Genomic DNA, 16,723 nt, shown 5'->3' on the forward strand with positions numbered 1-16,723 from the left:
TACTGATGTCTTCGTTGTTCCCCGCGCTCCAACACTGCTATTGACTATTCGCTTGAATGACGAACAATTAGTAACATATTTGATTGAACAATTGTTAGACGTACTGCGTGAGAGAGCTATTATCAAATCCTGAATGTACCCTCGGCCAAGCGCCTACAGAGCGCGCCGTTAAAGAATACCCTTAGGGATTTTTATGCAGAATGTCACCCAAATTATTGTGAGCAAACAGCGAGAAAGGGAGGAACCGTCGCACTCCTTTCTCGGCGGAACCGCCGGTTTTACCTTTTACTGGCTAGCTTTCGCCATTCCATTTCTAGTCTACGGGCCAAACACCGTTTTCTTCCTGCTTTATACTTGGCCGTTTTTTCTGGCGTTAATGCCGGTTTCGGTATTAATCGGCATCGCCTTAAGTATGTTGCTGCGCGGTAATGTGCTATTTACCCTCGGTGGGACGGGCATTGCGGTGATATGCCTGTTTTGGATGCTGTTCTCTTTCCTCACCGGATGGTAAAACGACTGGCGGGTGCTCGCGGCGAAAATTATCGCCAGAATGCCCCTATGGCCTTTTTAATCCTAAGCTTCCATTGTGTTTTTCCTCTTGCTTTCCTCGCTTATTACCCGTTATTTTTACGCACTTTTTCCCTTTTCCCTCGCGGAAAAGTAGGTGTAAAGGTAAGGCAAAATGAAAAGTAAAAGCCGATTTAGCAGTTTTTCCGGCTAAGAAACTCACGGAGGAAAGGGAATCTATGACGACTGTCGCTAGTGTAGCGTCCCAATAATTGCCGTTGTTTTGCAGATTTGCGTGGTATTTTTGCCAGAAATCGTCCTTAATCTTAAACTCTGGGGCATTTTCCCACTCAGAGTGGAGTCCGACGAAAAGTTGTGGGATGATTAGTCAGTTTTTCAGGGGGCGGAGATGGGAAAACTTACGCTACTATTGTTGGTTTTGCTTGGCTGGTTACAGTATTCGCTGTGGCTGGGTAAGAATGGTGTTCATGATTTTGTCCGCGTGCAAAATGACGTTGCGGCCCAAGAGGGTAACAACGGCAAACTAAAGGCGCGGAACGATCAGCTATTTGCTGAAATTGATGATTTAAACGGTGGTCAAGAGGCGATCGAAGAACGCGCACGTAACGAGTTGGGCATGATTAAGCCCGGTGAAAGTTTCTATCGTTTGGTTCCTGACCAATCCAGACGTAATGCGGGTATCCCTTCGACACAAAATAACGCGCAACAATAAATAATGAGTAACTTCGCAGGTTCCCTTCCTGAAGTCATTGCTGTATTGCCGGCTGCTGGAATAGGCAGTCGTATGCAAGCCGATTGCCCTAAGCAATATTTAACCGTGGGCGGCAAAACAATACTAGAACACGCTATTGATGCCTTGCTGCGCCATCCGCTAATTCAGCGGATTATTGTAGTAATAAGCCCAAATGATGAACAGTTCGATCGGTTGCCGATTGCCAATGACTCTCGCGTTAGCCGGGTTTATGGCGGCGCGCAGCGTGCCGATTCGGTTCTGGCTGGCCTGATGAGCGCCGGAACGCCTGACTGGGTGCTGGTTCACGATGCTGCCCGCCCTTGCCTGCATCAGGACGATTTAAGCAATCTTTTGGCAATTATTGGTCACACTAAAATCGGTGGATTGCTGGCGACCCCGGTGCGAGACACCATGAAGCGCGGTGAATGCGGGATTGACGCAGTGGCACATACGGTCGATCGTCAGGATCTCTGGCACGCGCTAACGCCGCAGCTGTTTCCATTCGAATTGCTGAAAACCTGCCTGAGCCATGCGTTACGTGAAGGTGCAACGGTAACTGATGAAGCCTCCGCTCTGGAGCACTGTGGCTATCACCCGTTACTGGTGAGTGGCCGTTCAGATAATATTAAAGTCACGCGCCCGGAAGATCTGGCGCTGGCCGAGTTTTACATTACCCGGCTCTATAATAAGGAATGCACATAATGCGAATTGGTCATGGTTTTGATGTACATAAATTCGGCGGTGAAGGCCCGATAATCATCGGTGGCGTGCGCATTCCTTATCCGCAGGGCCTGCTGGCTCATTCCGATGGTGATGTCGCTCTCCATGCTGCAACTGATGCACTGTTAGGCGCTGCCGCATTGGGTGATATCGGCAAACTCTTTCCTGATACCGATCCCGCCTTTAAAGGTGCTGACAGCCGAGCTCTGTTGCGTGAAGCTTACCGCCGCATCCTTGAAAAAGGCTATCAGCTTGGCAATCTGGATATCACCATTATTGCCCAGTCCCCGAAAATGGCTCCCCATATTCCGCAAATGCGCGTGAATTTGGCGGAAGATCTGCAATGCCATATGGATGACGTTAATGTGAAAGCCACCACCACGGAAAAACTGGGTTTCACCGGTCGCGGTGAGGGAATTGCCTGTGAAGCCGTGGCGCTGTTGGTAAAGAGAGAAAAGCAGTAATGGACATGGAAAATCTAACATGGCTGCACGGCCAACCTAAAGCCTGCGGCGTGTTGAAAGCAAATCCTGAAGATTTCGTGGTGGTAGAGGATTTAGGGTTCGAACCCGACGGTGAAGGTGAGCATCTGTTGGTGCGTATTCGTAAAAACGGCTGTAATACCCAATTTGTTGCCGATTATTTATCCCGTTTCGCCGGTATTCATCCGCGTTTAGTGAGCTATGCTGGCTTAAAAGACCGTCATGCGGTGACCGAGCAATGGTTCTGCCTGCACTTGCCAGGTAAAGAAACGCCGAATATGCAGGATTTTCAGCTGGAAGGCTGCGAAGTGTTGGAAGCGGTGCGTCAAAAGCGAAAATTGCGCATCGGTTCTCTCAAAGGTAACGCTTTCACTCTGGTGTTACGCGATATCAGCGACCAGCAGGACGTTGAGGCTCGCTTAAATCTGATTGCTGCTCAGGGCGTTCCCAATTACTTTGGTAGTCAACGCTTTGGCCGCGGTGGCAATAATCTGGTGCAGGCTCGCCGTTGGTCGAATAATGAAATTCGGGTAAAAGAACGCAGTAAGCGTAGCTTTTATCTGTCTGCTAGTCGCAGTGCCATGTTTAATCTGATTGCCAGCACGCGTTTGGCTCAAAACAGCGCCATGCAGGTGCTGGAGGGGGATGCATTGCAGCTGAGCGGCCGTGGTAGCTGGTTTGTCGCACAGGCGGAGGAGCTGGAGTCTTTGCAGCAGCGTTTGGATGCCGGAGAGCTAAATGTCACTGCGCCGCTGCCGGGAGACGGCGATTTAGGCACTCAAGGCGCAGCTTTGGCCTTTGAGCAAAACTGTTTGGCGGATCAAACCGAACTGCTTTCGCTGTTGAAACGTGAACGTGTGGAAGGTGCGCGCCGCGCCATCTTGCTGCGTCCACAGGAAATGAGTTGGGACTGGTGGGATGAGGTTACCCTTGAGCTGCGCTTCTGGCTGCCTGCCGGTAGTTTTGCTACCAGCGTAGTCAGAGAAATCATGAATCTGGATAACGGCGATGCTGCGGATCTTACTGAGTAACGACGATGGCATTGCTGCTCCGGGGATTCAAACGCTGGCTGCGGCATTGCGTGAGTTTGCTCAAGTGCAGATTGTTGCACCGGATCGCAATCGCAGCGGTGCCTCTAACTCGCTGACGCTGGATTCCGCGTTGCGAACGACCACATTGTCAAACGGCGATATTGCTGTACAACACGGTACGCCGACGGATTGTGTTTATCTTGGCGTGAATGCACTGATGCGACCGCGTCCGGATATCGTAGTTTCAGGTATCAATGCTGGCCCGAATTTAGGGGATGACGTGATTTATTCCGGAACCGTTGCGGCGGCGATGGAAGGACGGCATTTGGGTTTTCCTGCGTTGGCAGTTTCGCTAAACGGCCATCAGCATTATGATACAGCGGCGGCGGTAACCTGCCGCTTGCTGCGCGCTTTACAGAGCGCTCCACTGCGTACCGGCAAAATTCTTAATGTGAATGTGCCTGATTTACCGTTAAATGAAATTAAAGGTATCAAGGTCACTCGCTGCGGCAGTCGGCACCCAGCCGAAACAGTCATTTGCCAGCAAGACCCAAGAGGGCAAGATATTTATTGGATTGGGCCGCCGGGTGACAAATGTGATGCAGGGCCGGATACTGATTTTAGCGCTGTGGAACAGGGATATGTTTCAGTGACGCCGCTTCAGGTTGATTTAACCGCCTATGCGGCTCAAGACGTAGTCAAAACCTGGTTAGCCAGGACTGAGGTTGACGGGGAATGGTAAATAAATCCATGCAAACCTTACTGCTACAGTTACAACAGCAAGGTATTCGTGATGAGCGCCTGTTACAGGCGATTGAAGCTGTACCACGGGAGCGCTTTGTGGACGAAGCGCTCGCGCATAAGGCCTATGAGAATACCGCTCTGCCAATTGGTTCAGGGCAAACCATTTCTCAACCTTATATGGTGGCGCGGATGACAGAATTGCTGCAACTGACGCCAACATCGAAAGTATTAGAGATTGGTACCGGTTCGGGTTATCAAACTGCAATTCTAGCGCATTTGGTTGAACACGTGTGCTCAGTTGAACGAATCAAAGGGCTACAATGGCAGGCTAAGCGCCGCCTAAAGTTGTTGGATCTGCACAATGTTTCTACCCGCCACGGCGACGGTTGGCAGGGATGGGCATCGCGCGGGCCATTTGATGCGATCATTGTGACGGCGGCACCGCCAGAGATTCCAGAAGCATTATTGCAGCAGCTTGAAAACGGTGGGAGATTAGTTCTGCCCGTCGGTGAACAGGCGCAAACGTTAAAATATGTGCAGCGTAGGGATCACGAGTTCTTTATTGAAACGGTGGAGGCAGTTCGTTTTGTTCCGTTGGTGAAAGGGGAACTGGCCTGACAATTTTTTAAATCGCGTATTTAATCCCAGCCTATTTATTCCGGCCGGGAACCCATTGGGTTAGCGCGATATGTAAATTATACGAGATTACGGTAGGGCAGAGGTGGTGCAATTTGTACCCAAGGTGCTGCATCTTATTTCTTCTGCGTTTGACCTTATTATTCAAGGCGCGCAGAGGAACCTTTCATCATTAGAAAAATGAGTGAAACATTGACACTCAGCTAGGATGTAAAGGGTATTTGGAAATATCGCTTAATATTGCTGTCATGGGGGAAGCATGAGCACGGGAAGCCCAATGATTACTTTACGCCGGATTGCGGCGTGTACGGTTGTGAGTTTGTGGTTGGCTGGTTGTACTAATGATGCATCAACGTCTGCGCCAATATCGACCGTGGGTGGTAAAACATCCGGTTCGATGATGAGTGGAAGTAATGCATCAGGCGATCGTATTGTTTATAACCGTAGTTACAATTCTATCCCTAAAGGGAGTTACAACGGCAGCACCTATACGGTTAAACGGGGGGATACCCTGTTTTATATTGCCTGGATTACTGGCAATGATTTCCGTGATTTAGCGAATAAAAACGCCATTCCCGAGCCTTATAGCCTGAACGTGGGCCAGACAATCCAGCTGGGTAACGGTTCCGGCGGCGGTATGATGGCGGCAACTGACGCTACCTCTAATGGGGTATCAAAACCGCCTTCAAACATCCAAAACACAGCTTCAGCGGTTGATTCTCAATCAACTAACGCGTATTCTGGTAACTCGGGTAAACAGAATGTTGGTAAAATGTTGCCAGCATCAGGAGCCGTTGCATCAACAACAGCACCTGTTACCGCACCGGGCACTCCCGTTGGCATCCCTACCAGTAATGGTGGTCCAGTTAGTAGCTGGAAATGGCCAACCGACGGGAAAACCATTGATAGCTTCTCTGCTTCCGAAGGGGGCAATAAAGGGATTGATATCGCTGGTTCGCGTGGGCAGCCTATCTTCGCCACTGCTAATGGGCGGGTAGTGTATGCCGGTAACGCGCTGCGTGGTTACGGTAATCTGATAATCATCAAACATAATGATGACTACCTGAGCGCCTATGCTCATAACGATACAATGCTGGTCCGGGAACAACAAGAAGTGAAGGCGGGACAAAAAATAGCGACTATGGGTAGCACCGGAACCAGTTCAGTTAGATTGCATTTTGAAATTCGTTACAAGGGGAAATCCGTAAACCCGCTGCGTTATCTTCCGCAGCGATAGATTGGGCAGAATACGCTGTATTCTGCTCGCGGTATCACGGGTAGGAGCAGCTTATGAGCCAAAATACGCTGAAAGTTAACGAGTTAAACGAAGATGCAGATTTCGACGAAAACAGTACGGAAACTGAAATTTTTGATGAAAAAGCATTAGTAGAAGATGAACCTTCTGAAAGTGAATTAGCAGAGGATGAGCTGCTGGCCCAGGGCGTTACCCAACGCGTGCTGGATGCTACGCAGCTCTATCTTGGTGAGATTGGCTATTCACCGCTGCTGACCGCAGAGGAAGAGGTTTATTTTGCTCGACGTGCACTGCGCGGGGATGTGCCGTCACGTCGACGTATGATTGAAAGCAACTTACGGCTGGTGGTGAAGATCGCTCGTCGTTACAGTAACCGCGGTTTGGCGCTGTTAGATTTGATCGAGGAAGGCAATCTTGGTCTGATTCGCGCAGTGGAAAAATTTGATCCAGAACGCGGTTTTCGTTTCTCTACTTACGCAACATGGTGGATTCGTCAGACGATTGAACGGGCGATTATGAACCAAACCCGTACCATCCGTTTGCCAATCCATATTGTCAAAGAGCTGAATGTCTATTTGCGCACCGCGCGCGAGCTTTCTCATAAATTAGATCACGAACCGAGTGCGGAAGAGATTGCCGAGCAACTCGACAAGCCGGTCGATGACGTGAGCCGTATGTTACGCCTGAATGAACGTATCACTTCTGTTGATACACCGTTAGGCGGCGACTCAGAGAAGGCATTGCTGGATATTCTTTCCGACGAAAATGAAAACGGGCCGGAAGACACCACGCAAGATGATGATATGAAACAAAGTATCGTCAAATGGCTGTTCGAATTGAACGCTAAACAGCGTGAGGTATTGGCTCGTCGTTTTGGTCTGTTAGGCTACGAAGCTGCAACCCTTGAGGATGTAGGTCGGGAAATCGGCTTAACCCGTGAACGTGTTCGTCAAATTCAGGTTGAGGGCTTACGCCGTCTGCGTGAAATTTTGCAAACACAAGGTTTGAGTATTGAAGCTCTGTTTCGCGAGTAAAAAGCTTATCGGCAGCCTGAATTAAGGCAATAGATAAGAGAGCGAAAACAGATTCAGTATTCGCTAAATCGAAGCAGTGTTACTTCACGATTTATTGATGATAGAAGTAAATTCTGTTGCTGGGTTAAATAAAAACGGTGGACATCTCGTCCACCGTTTTTTTTCGACTGAAACCGGCCCTTTAAGAAGATGGTTTCTTATTATCAAGCAATTTGGCCTAAGGCACTGACTGATTCAGCGCCAAAAGAGCCGGCTAGAAAAATAGCTTTAATCGCAAAAATCCTAACCGATAACTCCATATTACCTTACACCATACTTTTCAGGCGATAGAGCCATTCCAAGGCCTGACGAGGGCTAAGCGTATCGGGATCTAAGGTTTCCAGTGCTTCCACTGCAGGAGAAACTTCTTCATTCAGCAGAGTAAGCTGGGAGCCATCAATATTGCTACCCGCTGCATTGTTGGAGAGTGACTCAAGCTCCCGTAGCTTTTGTCTCGCTCGTTTGATGACGTCACGGGGTACACCGGCTAACGCGGCCACGGCCAAACCATAACTTTTACTGGCCGCCCCGTCCTGTACGGTATGCATAAAGGCGATAGTATCCCCATGCTCAATGGCATCCAGATGCACGTTAACCACGCCTTCCATTTTTTCCGGCAAGGTGGTTAATTCGAAATAATGGGTAGCAAATAGCGTCATTGCTTTGATGCGGCTGGCCAGATTTTCAGCGCAGGCCCAGGCCAGAGATAAACCATCGTAGGTTGATGTACCACGACCAATTTCATCCATTAAGACCAGGCTTTGTTCTGTTGCATTGTGCAGAATATTGGCCGTCTCGGTCATTTCCACCATAAAGGTAGAGCGGCCAGAGGCAAGATCGTCCGCGGCTCCTACACGGGTGAAAATACGGTCGACTGGCCCGATAGTCGCCTGTTCGGCAGGAACAAAACTTCCCATATGAGCCAGCAACACGATTAAGGCCGTCTGACGCATATAGGTACTTTTACCGCCCATATTCGGGCCAGTGATGATAAGCATCCGGCGCTGTGGTGAAAGTGATAACGGGTTCGCAATAAAAGGATCTCGTAGCACCTGTTCCACCACGGGATGACGACCTGCAACAATCTTAATGCCCGGTTTGTCGCTGAGCGTGGGGCACGTGTAGTTTAACGTTTCTGCCCGTTCGGCCAGATTGGTTAATACATCAAGCTCAGCTAGCGCGTTCGCACTCAGCTGTAGGTCGGATAGATGGGGTAATAGTAGATCGAAAATTTCTTCATAAAGGCCTTTTTCAATCGCTAGCGCCTTACCTTTGGAGGTCAGAACTTTATCTTCATATTCTTTAAGTTCTGGAATGATATAGCGTTCCGCATTTTTCAGCGTTTGGCGACGTACATAGTGAATTGGCACCAAATGGCTTTGGCCACGGCTCACCTGAATGAAATAGCCGTGGACACCGTTAAATCCAACTTTGAGCGTATCCAGCCCCAGTTTTTCCCGCTCGCGAATTTCCAGTCGGTCGAGGTAATCGGTAGCTCCATCGGCAAGGCTACGCCATTCATCTAACTCAGCATTGTAGCCTGAGGCAATAACGCCGCCATCTCGTACTAATACAGGAGGAGATTCAACGATAGCGCGTTCTAGCAGATCCAAGAGTTCTTGAAATTTACCTACCTGCGATAGCAGGTTCTGAACGTGGGGAGCCTCAACGGAACTAAGCAATTGGTGAATTTCAGGCAATTGCTGAAATGCATGGCGCATCCGGGCCAAATCGCGCGGTCGAGCGGTGCGCAAAGCCAATCGTGCCAAAATACGTTCTAAATCACCAACCTGCCGCAGTGGCTGCTGCAGTTCCGCAGTGATATTTTGCAAACCACTGATTGCCTGCTGACGATGATTGAGCACATTAATGTCGCGAATAGGCATATGTAACCAGCGTTTTAACATCCGACTGCCCATCGGTGTTACACACTGATCTAAAATTGCCGCGAGAGTATTATCACTTCCTCCGGATAAACTTTGAGTCAATTCAAGATTTCGACGCGTAGCAGCATCCATAATAATGCCGTCTTGTTGCCGTTCCATCGTTAACCCGCGAATATGTGGCAATGAGGTACGTTGAGTATCTTTAACATATTGCAGTAAACAGCCGGCGGCACGCAGGGCTTGATGGGCTTGTTCTACGCCAAAACCGATAAGATCGCGGGTGCCAAACTGTAAGTTTAATTGCTGGCGGGCGGTATCCAGCTCAAACTCCCACAAAGGTCGACGGCGCAGCCCGTGTCGCTGTTCAATCAACGACATCTGTTCGAAGGTTTCTGGATACAATAATTCAGCTGGATTGGTCCGCTGTAATTCGGCCGCCATAGTTTCTGTATCAGCGGGTTCGGAAACGCGAAAGCGGCCAGAGCTGATATCTAGAGTGGCATAACCAAACCCACGGGCGTCCTGCCAGATTGCGGCTAGTAGGTTATCCTGGCGCTCATTTAACAAGGCTTCATCACTCACTGTGCCAGGTGTCACAATGCGAACCACTTTCCGTTCTACCGGCCCTTTACTGGTTGCCGGGTCGCCTATTTGCTCACAAATTGCGGCAGACTCCCCCATTTGGACGAGCTTAGCCAGATAGTTTTCAATCGCATGATGAGGAACACCGGCCATTGGAATTGGCTCACCGGCAGAAGCACCACGTTTGGTTAGCGAGATATCAAGCAATTGCGATGCACGTTTGGCATCATCATAGAACAGCTCGTAAAAATCGCCCATACGATAAAACAGCAGAATTTCCGGATGCTGGGCTTTTAATCGTAGATACTGCTGCATCATCGGGGTGTGAGCGTCGATTTTGTCGGTATTATTCATGCGTATATATTTCTAATCCATTGAAATTAAAGTTAATTGTGATTTTAATTGTTATCGTTAATTATCACGGTAATTCAGCATAGGTAAATACTACGTGAATGTGGCCTAAGAGCACAGCAGCTCTGATCACGCAGGGGGCGGTAACCTCGCATCGGCTCTTGGGACATATTATCCCAGCAACTAGCAAACTGACACGGGTAAAAGCTGGAGGCATCTCGCAAAGTTATCCTGCAGTGATAGGACAACAAGCGTAGTCGTGCAGTACGCACTAGGTTGCCGCTATCTCTGATCTGTCTGTGGTAAAGAAATTTTACAGATAATTATTTTCTGCAACTCATTCGCAGTGCAGATCAATTTTAATCATAAAATACCGATCTGTGCTCAACAATAATCTTATAACTTTTTTGCCGCAGCTATATATGTTGTGCAGCGGGCCATGGAATCTTTGTAATATTCATTAGATAGATGAAAAAATAAAAAAATAATAACTTATAAATAACATTAGAATGTTTTGGCGAAAAAATTTTCACGGCATGAAATAATGTAGTCGTCAAATATCTTTAATTATTCGTTCAACTAAAGTTAAGATTGTGTCACGGTTAGTAATAGTCCAGTTATTTTCCTTCCTTCCAACATGTGTTTATCGATCTGTATAGCTACGATTTTATCACTCATCATAATTGACTCATCATCATATTCTACTCTGACACTAAACTGGATGTGTTTTTCATTTGTTAGAAGGTTTTCAGCTATTTTCATACGAAAGGGATGATTTCTTTTCATTTTTTTTGTTAGGAACGTAAATTCCTGAATTACTCTGTCTTTAGTTGTTTCTGGATTCATGTTGCTTACAGTGATTATTATCCGTGAGTTTTCCGGTATTTCCTGTATTGATGAAGAAACGTTCCCTTCAATAGAAAACGAGGAGTGAAAATAATGGGTGCTCATACTACAACCAGTTAGACTAATCCATATGGCTACAAATAGTGGAATAAATAAACGATAATTTTTAAAAATAAAAAACATATATAGCTCATTAAATGCTAATAAAAGCGTAGGAGAATAAAATTGCGGCAATAATAAAAAAAGAAGATGCTATTTTTAATTTAATATCTTTAATTATGTTAAGAATCTTTGTTTTTGATGGTGTTGTAGGAATGAATTCTTCTTGTGTGCCGACGAATCTAACGCCAATGCGTGGAAGAGTCATTATTGGATCTTCATTTTCACCTATCATTACAAATGATTGGCGAAGTTGCTTGATAAGTTTGTAGTAGCTACTGTCCGTAACAATGACACCACGCGATTCCCAAATGGTATATAGTATTTCTCTTTTCTCACAGGTTTTTTCTAAGAGCATTTGCAAAAGACGTGACTCATTCTCAGATAATCTTATTTTTTTTTCATCATTAACCAAGCTTCGTTGTAATGTATCAAACACGATGCTGCCATTCAGTCGTATGGTTTTCCCTTTGTGCATATAATCGTTTCCTTATATCAATTCATTTACACAGACTATTCTGATGTTCGTGAATCATTAAACGATATAAATTAGGATAAGTCTAATATTCTTGGTTCACTAAATGGTTGTTATAACTTATTACAAGATGGTTATTGATAATAAATATGAATAAACAAAACTCGAAACATATGAATTAAGTTGTAAAGGTAATTAAATTACAGATGGATATAAGATATTTAAACTATTTTTAATGATAAGATGGTTTGTGAGTTGTAACACATATTAATTTACTATAACTATATTTAAGGTGTGTTAGCTAACACTTGAGATTTTGTCTCTGACAAATCGGCATCTGAATATACTTTTTCCATTATGAGTTTGGCATATTTATCCCTAAATCTGGGGGTTTCAGAGTGATAGGCTCCTACAGCTTTCCAGCTATAACCATATTTTTTAAACTTGAGACTAAGCAAATAAGCCCCAGCCTGAATGTTAATACATGGAGATTTCAACATATTTGCGTTATCAATAATACCAGCCGATTGCAGTAATGAGATATTAATTGAATTTATCTGCATCAAGCCAATGTCATGACTGCCATTCTCGTTTTTATTCTTCGCATTGATTTTCCAGGATGACTCCTGAGAAATAATAGATTCAAGAATAACAGAGGGTACATTCCATTTTTCGGCGGCAGAGTTTAGACATGTCGAATGGGCTGATCCAACAGAGAAAAGCAAATAATATATAATCGGTGTTAAATTAGAAAATGTCTTCCTCATCATCACTCTCAATGTAACTAAGTTGATTGTTTAATATACTGCTAGTGAACTCTTTAAGGGTTTTATTAATGATGGATTCGTTTATTAAAAATGGAATGATAATGTTGGACGAAAGCTCTTTATCTTCTTTACTTTCGCTTGACTGTAGTAAAGTATTAGCATGAACAATAATACTAGATTTTGTATTATTATCATTGCCATTAAGCTTTTCTGAAATCACTTTATAGGCCTCTTTCAGGTTTTTTAATTGGTTGATTTTTATATTATTAACAAGTTCATAAGCCAATTTCTCAGAAGCATCATTTTTTAATGAGTGAATGTTAATTTTGTTCATTTCTATTCTCTTGGCATTTCCGGTATTAGCTATAACTTTATTCAGGTTGCTCGTTATTTTCATTTTCTTCTCGCTGGTTGCATGTGGTCAATCTTATTATTTCTCTGGTTTTTTTTAAGTTAACAATTCCGTTAATGTTCAATATGTGTTTTTTTATTGGTGGAAATATTTCTTGCAAGAATTCAGGACGGTCTTTATTTGGATCAAATACTATGATTTCATCACCTACCTTGAGAATTATATTTTCCTGATTACTTTCTATGACATAAGATTCATTCTTCAGGTTTTCTATTATTTTAGCGTAATGAATTTTGGGAATGTGTAGTTCAATATTTGGTGATGATATTGAAAAGCCATGAAAATGCTCAGAAACCAATTCGATAAATCTCGTATCTCCAAATATTTCCTGTAATTTATTTTTAAGTCTCACCTCAATATTGGCAATATTTTTGTTGCATATTTCTTGATAGAGGCTTATTGCTGAAATGACAGTGTCAATAAATAAAAAAATCCCGCTCTTGAAGCCAAAATTATGTGCTTGATCAGTTATATGTTTGATTTCAACTTCAGCTTTAGACAACCTTTTTTTTGCTTCTTTCTTTGCGTATTCGATTATGCGTACTTGATAAGCATTAGAACTAATACAGCACCTCTTGATAAGTACTTTTTCATTTGATATTTCATGCAAGGGTGTTTTTTTTACTTTTAACATGATAACAAACCATTTCTATCAAATTGAAGGGTAGTCTCGCACATTGCAATGTGCGCATGATGTTCATCACACGTTGGCTAAATACGCGTTCAGCTCTGCTTTTCAATGTTGTATCGAAAAAAATAATCGTTTCAACAAGTTGTAGTGCGCCAAAAGCCATTATATAATTTGGGGTAACATATTTTTCTTTATACTTTTGTAATATGTATTTGAACTTAGGTAGCATATTGTTTCTTAACTCTATATCATCATCGGTTAATAAATATGGATGATGTTTTGTATCAACTCCAAGTATTCCTAATCTCCAGGCTATATCTGGTAAGTTACCCCACGATTCCTTAATCACCTTAGGAATGCAGAGTGACAGCTTGCGTGGAATAGGTAGTTGATATTTAGCAATTAAATAATTATTTTGGAAAGCCTGAAGATAAATTGGTGAGTTATTATGCTCCATTATTCTGTGATCAGAATGAAAGTAGCTTCCAGGTGATAGCAATATTTTTAAATGATCCATTAAATTCTCCTATTGGGTATTGATCTTTTTGGATGAACCACTTCTTTTTTCCATAAAACGTGCGGAATTACGAAAATAGAAGAGCATGAAAATAATTAAGTTAGTGATTAGGATGATTATCAAAATATAATATGGATTAAAAGTATTATATTTACTATCTAGTGATACACTACGTTGAATAATCGGACGTTCAACAATAACTACAGAGACATTGTCATATGAACTGTCTGAAAAACTATTTTTTAAAAAAAGTTTTATTTTAGTCATCAATTGGTTTGGATCTTCACTACCAGCATAAGTCACTAAACAGGATATATTTTGCTGCTGAGTAGTCCTGCTATTATTTAATAGAGGATAACTCACATGCACTCTGGCATTGACAACTCCTGGTATGGTCAAAACAGATTGTTCAAGCCGCTGTTCAATCAGTGAAAGTAATCTGGCTCGTTCTGCATGAGGTGAGGCAACTAAAGAATCACTGGGAAATGCCTGAATAATTTCTACGGATTCTTTAGAAGGCAAGTTATATTGCTTGAGTAAATCTACCGCCGCAATAAAATCATTTTTAGAAACATGAATGGAGTAACCCAACTTGCCATTTGCCTTTTTTTTACCCTGAATACCGTATTGTTGTAAGGTCGCCAAGACTTCATTGCTTTGACGCTGATCTAGCTCGGTTAGTAAATCTTGGCGATCGCAGCCAGTCAAAAATAGGGCAATGGCTGCACATAATATAAACCGGCTTATTCGCATCATTATTGAGATTTTATCGTAGTTTCTACAGCTGAAATAGCTTTACGAACCAATGTATTCGCCAGTGATACAACTTCAGCATGTTTTCCCAATCGTATCTGACCGACTCTGATTAATTCTGCGGAATCAGTTATATTTCCATGCTCGATTAAATTAACTATTGCAGCTTTCTCCTGACTGGTTGCGGCAGCTTGCTGGCTGAACAATTTTTTTATTATCCCTTCGAGCTGGCCTGCTCCGTCGAAAACGGATTCACCAATATCAGGGAGCTGATTTTTAAATGAAATTAAACTGGTTAAATGACTCATGTGCAATGCTCTAATTTATATTATATAGTTCTAAATATTACGAATAATCCCGGATGTAAGGTCGAGGAGTTTCTTTGCAACGTTAGATTGTGCTTGCCTAAGTGCAGAATATTGACCTAGATACAATGTATAATCTATTAACTTAATTGGGTTAGAGATATCTTCTATAGCACTTTTTTGCGCCGCCTCGATTTTATTCATTAGGTCTTTTGTGGGCTCAGTGAATTTTCCAGCAATATCATAAGCAAAGTTTGCTGTTTGCCCGGATAGTGGTGTCGTGTTTTCAAAGTTCTTAACGGTATAGTTTGGCGTGGATAATGTTGTCGTTGGCATGATTAATTTCTCTTTATTTTCTTAGTAAGAATGTTGTTTAAAATCCCAATGATTGTTATTGATTTTTATATTTTCATTTATATCATTAATAAACACTCCTTCATATAATTCATTATCACTAAGTGAAATAGAGAATTGAATGTAATTACTCCCCCATTCACTAATGAATTTTTTGACAAAATTCATGGTTGATATCAGTTGATTGTCACTAAGATTTGAGCTTACAACCACAATAGGTTTTTTTTCATCTTCTATAATTCTGAATGGCACATTACTTGCTTTTATTCCTCTTATTGCATCATCAAAAATTGCTTTTTTATGATAAAACTTAACTTCTATCTCGTTAGCACAGCTAACTCTAGATTTTATCGTTTCATTTATTTTTTCTACTTCTGATAAGTAATCCGAGCTTTTCAATAACTTAACAATAGGTGAGCAAGGATAACTCATATCAATATTTAAAACTGACGATGAAAAGGGGGTGATTAAGGACATTAGCTCTTTCTCTAACTCGCTAACTAAAATAATGTCAACTAAGCCAGCATAGTTTGACGTGAGCAATTGCTGAGATACCCAGTCTGCATCGCGGCGGCTATTTACAATGACTTGATCTTTCCCTCTTCCTTCTGCTTGCAGAATAATGGTGAAATGAATTGATGATTCACCTAAAAGTTTAGATATGTTGCTTGTAATGATTTTATCTACTTGCACATTAGAATTATGATTGTTAGTCATGACTGTTAATAAAATCAAGCCAACAGTTAACATTGAAATAAATATAATAATTAAATGCTTAGATGTTCCTCTCTTTATCAAACTTCCATTTTTCTGTGGTAGAGAAGAGTCCATTGTATCTTTTTGTCCTAGCTCATCGAAGGATTCATAATTCCATGAATCATCGATCGACTTAACCAGTATAGGAAACGTATCGGGGAATAAGACCGTTTGTAATATGACATCGGTAGTCAGTTTAGGTGTGTCTTTTTCATTATCTAAATCTTCAAAAATGACTGATAGTTTAGCATCTGATTTGTTTGCTTCATTGGTATAGGATGAAAAAAAAGTTAACTTATAATTGCCAGTATCAATAGGAAAAAAGTAACTGATTAAGTCATTCTCTTCATCAGTCACAACGTTATAGTCTGTCTCTGTGTTCGCAAATATCAGGCAACCTTTAGATTTAAACAATAATTCGGTGCCAGTCATTCGACCAGAGGCTATTTTTATTATATAAAAATCGGCGTTATTATTCATAGCAACGAAGGTTCTATTGGTGTAAAAATCAGTCATTAATGATGAGCTGTATTTCTTAAAGAGAATACAACTAAAATAGTTCGCATACATCTTTTAAAGTTTGGTTATTATTGCCGATTTGAATCTATTACTCATCGGAATAAATCGCACTAATTCTTATCGTTTCTGGTACCGGCATCCTTTTATAAAGGATGTTTTTTTCCTAATAATTCCAAAGAATGTGATTGTTGCTAATTGTAGAGTATAA

Annotated in this window: 19 protein-coding genes and 1 pseudogene; 10 read left to right on the top strand and 10 right to left on the bottom strand. The window is 42.9% G+C overall.

The features are described from left to right. Positions 1–7 precede the first annotated feature (7 nt). The 10 genes and pseudogenes from ACQ4OC_RS08230 to rpoS all read left to right on the top strand — a co-directional run. Positions 8–133, top strand: a pseudogene (locus ACQ4OC_RS08230) (adenylyl-sulfate kinase); the annotation flags it as partial. 60 nt (positions 134–193) lie between these two features. Then, a complete protein-coding gene (locus ACQ4OC_RS08235; RefSeq protein WP_120805275.1) occupies positions 194–511 on the top strand; it encodes a DUF3561 family protein in 318 nt (105 codons plus the stop codon). A 405-nt stretch (positions 512–916) separates the two neighbouring features. Next, positions 917–1,240, top strand: coding sequence for a cell division protein FtsB (gene ftsB / locus ACQ4OC_RS08240; protein ID WP_049601218.1), 324 nt, complete (start codon positions 917–919; stop codon positions 1,238–1,240). Between the two features lie 3 nt (positions 1,241–1,243). Continuing rightward, positions 1,244–1,963 carry a 2-C-methyl-D-erythritol 4-phosphate cytidylyltransferase gene (gene ispD / locus ACQ4OC_RS08245; protein WP_430971078.1) on the top strand — a complete coding sequence of 240 codons (720 nt, stop codon included), beginning with the start codon at positions 1,244–1,246 and terminating at the stop codon, positions 1,961–1,963. After that, a complete protein-coding gene (ispF, locus tag ACQ4OC_RS08250) occupies positions 1,963–2,445 on the top strand; it encodes a 2-C-methyl-D-erythritol 2,4-cyclodiphosphate synthase (protein WP_049601213.1) in 483 nt (160 codons plus the stop codon). The genes ispD and ispF overlap by 1 nt, the downstream gene beginning before the upstream one ends. Beyond that, positions 2,445–3,494, top strand: coding sequence for a tRNA pseudouridine(13) synthase TruD (gene truD / locus ACQ4OC_RS08255; RefSeq protein ID WP_064516558.1), 1,050 nt, complete (start codon positions 2,445–2,447; stop codon positions 3,492–3,494). Before ispF ends, truD begins: the two co-directional genes overlap by 1 nt. Then, complete coding sequence (surE, locus tag ACQ4OC_RS08260) at positions 3,472–4,236, top strand: 5'/3'-nucleotidase SurE (protein ID WP_064516560.1); 765 nt, start codon at positions 3,472–3,474, stop codon at positions 4,234–4,236. Before truD ends, surE begins: the two co-directional genes overlap by 23 nt. Further along, positions 4,230–4,856 (top strand): protein-L-isoaspartate(D-aspartate) O-methyltransferase, encoded by a 627-nt coding sequence (locus ACQ4OC_RS08265; RefSeq protein ID WP_064516562.1) that lies wholly within the window; start codon positions 4,230–4,232, stop codon positions 4,854–4,856. Before surE ends, ACQ4OC_RS08265 begins: the two co-directional genes overlap by 7 nt. Positions 4,857–5,151: 295 nt before the next feature. Beyond that, a complete protein-coding gene (nlpD, locus tag ACQ4OC_RS08270) occupies positions 5,152–6,111 on the top strand; it encodes a murein hydrolase activator NlpD (RefSeq protein WP_064516564.1) in 960 nt (319 codons plus the stop codon). Positions 6,112–6,164: 53 nt separating this feature from the next. After that, positions 6,165–7,163: an RNA polymerase sigma factor RpoS gene (rpoS, locus tag ACQ4OC_RS08275; RefSeq protein ID WP_004719154.1), complete on the top strand. Its 999-nt coding sequence runs from the start codon at positions 6,165–6,167 to the stop codon at positions 7,161–7,163. Between the two features lie 305 nt (positions 7,164–7,468). Here the strand turns inward: rpoS and mutS are convergent, their stop codons facing one another. The 10 genes from mutS to ACQ4OC_RS08325 form a co-directional block, all read right to left on the bottom strand. After that, on the bottom strand, positions 7,469–10,024 hold the full coding sequence (gene mutS / locus ACQ4OC_RS08280; RefSeq protein ID WP_430971079.1) for a DNA mismatch repair protein MutS: 2,556 nt from the start codon (positions 10,022–10,024) through the stop codon (positions 7,469–7,471). Positions 10,025–11,060: 1,036 nt separating this feature from the next. Next, positions 11,061–11,504 (bottom strand): winged helix-turn-helix domain-containing protein, encoded by a 444-nt coding sequence (locus ACQ4OC_RS08285; protein WP_064516569.1) that lies wholly within the window; start codon positions 11,502–11,504, stop codon positions 11,061–11,063. Positions 11,505–11,788: 284 nt separating this feature from the next. Beyond that, complete coding sequence (locus ACQ4OC_RS08290) at positions 11,789–12,271, bottom strand: lytic transglycosylase domain-containing protein (RefSeq protein ID WP_240442675.1); 483 nt, start codon at positions 12,269–12,271, stop codon at positions 11,789–11,791. Further along, positions 12,249–12,602: a hypothetical protein gene (locus ACQ4OC_RS08295; protein WP_430971080.1), complete on the bottom strand. Its 354-nt coding sequence runs from the start codon at positions 12,600–12,602 to the stop codon at positions 12,249–12,251. The genes ACQ4OC_RS08290 and ACQ4OC_RS08295 overlap by 23 nt, the downstream gene beginning before the upstream one ends. Positions 12,603–12,639: 37 nt before the next feature. Continuing rightward, complete coding sequence (locus tag ACQ4OC_RS08300; RefSeq protein ID WP_120805287.1) at positions 12,640–13,314, bottom strand: hypothetical protein; 675 nt, start codon at positions 13,312–13,314, stop codon at positions 12,640–12,642. Then, positions 13,283–13,828: a hypothetical protein gene (locus tag ACQ4OC_RS08305; protein ID WP_064516575.1), complete on the bottom strand. Its 546-nt coding sequence runs from the start codon at positions 13,826–13,828 to the stop codon at positions 13,283–13,285. Before ACQ4OC_RS08305 ends, ACQ4OC_RS08300 begins: the two co-directional genes overlap by 32 nt. A gap of 9 nt (positions 13,829–13,837) precedes the next feature. Further along, on the bottom strand, positions 13,838–14,584 hold the full coding sequence (gene sctJ / locus ACQ4OC_RS08310; protein WP_430971081.1) for a type III secretion system inner membrane ring lipoprotein SctJ: 747 nt from the start codon (positions 14,582–14,584) through the stop codon (positions 13,838–13,840). After that, the gene (sctI, locus tag ACQ4OC_RS08315; protein WP_120805291.1) at positions 14,584–14,889 is read right to left on the bottom strand and encodes a type III secretion system inner rod subunit SctI; all 306 of its coding nucleotides are present in this window, start codon (positions 14,887–14,889) and stop codon (positions 14,584–14,586) included. The genes sctJ and sctI overlap by 1 nt, the downstream gene beginning before the upstream one ends. Positions 14,890–14,919: 30 nt before the next feature. Beyond that, positions 14,920–15,222, bottom strand: a complete 303-nt coding sequence (locus ACQ4OC_RS08320) for an EscF/YscF/HrpA family type III secretion system needle major subunit (RefSeq protein ID WP_064516581.1) — start codon at positions 15,220–15,222, stop codon at positions 14,920–14,922. A 21-nt stretch (positions 15,223–15,243) separates the two neighbouring features. Continuing rightward, positions 15,244–16,476: a PrgH/EprH family type III secretion apparatus protein gene (locus tag ACQ4OC_RS08325; RefSeq protein WP_158513769.1), complete on the bottom strand. Its 1,233-nt coding sequence runs from the start codon at positions 16,474–16,476 to the stop codon at positions 15,244–15,246. Positions 16,477–16,723: the final 247 nt, after the last annotated feature.

This window comes from Yersinia sp. J1, from assembly GCF_050586585.1.
Taxonomy (GTDB): domain Bacteria; phylum Pseudomonadota; class Gammaproteobacteria; order Enterobacterales; family Enterobacteriaceae; genus Yersinia; species Yersinia entomophaga.

Bases quoted from the DNA above. Each gene is read 5' to 3' on its own strand.
- nlpD (WP_064516564.1), top strand. From the start codon at position 5,152: ATGATTACTTTACGCCGGATTGCGGCGTGTACGGTTGTGAGTTTGTGG.
- mutS (WP_430971079.1), bottom strand. From the start codon at position 10,024: ATGAATAATACCGACAAAATCGACGCTCACACCCCGATGATGCAGCAG.
- surE (WP_064516560.1), top strand. From the start codon at position 3,472: ATGCTGCGGATCTTACTGAGTAACGACGATGGCATTGCTGCTCCGGGG.
- ACQ4OC_RS08325 (WP_158513769.1), bottom strand. From the start codon at position 16,476: ATGAATAATAACGCCGATTTTTATATAATAAAAATAGCCTCTGGTCGA.
- ftsB (WP_049601218.1), top strand. From the start codon at position 917: ATGGGAAAACTTACGCTACTATTGTTGGTTTTGCTTGGCTGGTTACAG.
- ACQ4OC_RS08295 (WP_430971080.1), bottom strand. From the start codon at position 12,602: ATGAACAAAATTAACATTCACTCATTAAAAAATGATGCTTCTGAGAAA.
- ispD (WP_430971078.1), top strand. From the start codon at position 1,244: ATGAGTAACTTCGCAGGTTCCCTTCCTGAAGTCATTGCTGTATTGCCG.
- rpoS (WP_004719154.1), top strand. From the start codon at position 6,165: ATGAGCCAAAATACGCTGAAAGTTAACGAGTTAAACGAAGATGCAGAT.
- sctJ (WP_430971081.1), bottom strand. From the start codon at position 14,584: ATGATGCGAATAAGCCGGTTTATATTATGTGCAGCCATTGCCCTATTT.
- ispF (WP_049601213.1), top strand. From the start codon at position 1,963: ATGCGAATTGGTCATGGTTTTGATGTACATAAATTCGGCGGTGAAGGC.
- ACQ4OC_RS08285 (WP_064516569.1), bottom strand. From the start codon at position 11,504: ATGCACAAAGGGAAAACCATACGACTGAATGGCAGCATCGTGTTTGAT.
- ACQ4OC_RS08235 (WP_120805275.1), top strand. From the start codon at position 194: ATGCAGAATGTCACCCAAATTATTGTGAGCAAACAGCGAGAAAGGGAG.
- truD (WP_064516558.1), top strand. From the start codon at position 2,445: ATGGACATGGAAAATCTAACATGGCTGCACGGCCAACCTAAAGCCTGC.
- ACQ4OC_RS08305 (WP_064516575.1), bottom strand. From the start codon at position 13,828: ATGGATCATTTAAAAATATTGCTATCACCTGGAAGCTACTTTCATTCT.
- ACQ4OC_RS08320 (WP_064516581.1), bottom strand. From the start codon at position 15,222: ATGCCAACGACAACATTATCCACGCCAAACTATACCGTTAAGAACTTT.
- sctI (WP_120805291.1), bottom strand. From the start codon at position 14,889: ATGAGTCATTTAACCAGTTTAATTTCATTTAAAAATCAGCTCCCTGAT.
- ACQ4OC_RS08265 (WP_064516562.1), top strand. From the start codon at position 4,230: ATGGTAAATAAATCCATGCAAACCTTACTGCTACAGTTACAACAGCAA.
- ACQ4OC_RS08290 (WP_240442675.1), bottom strand. From the start codon at position 12,271: ATGATGAGGAAGACATTTTCTAATTTAACACCGATTATATATTATTTG.
- ACQ4OC_RS08300 (WP_120805287.1), bottom strand. From the start codon at position 13,314: ATGTTAAAAGTAAAAAAAACACCCTTGCATGAAATATCAAATGAAAAA.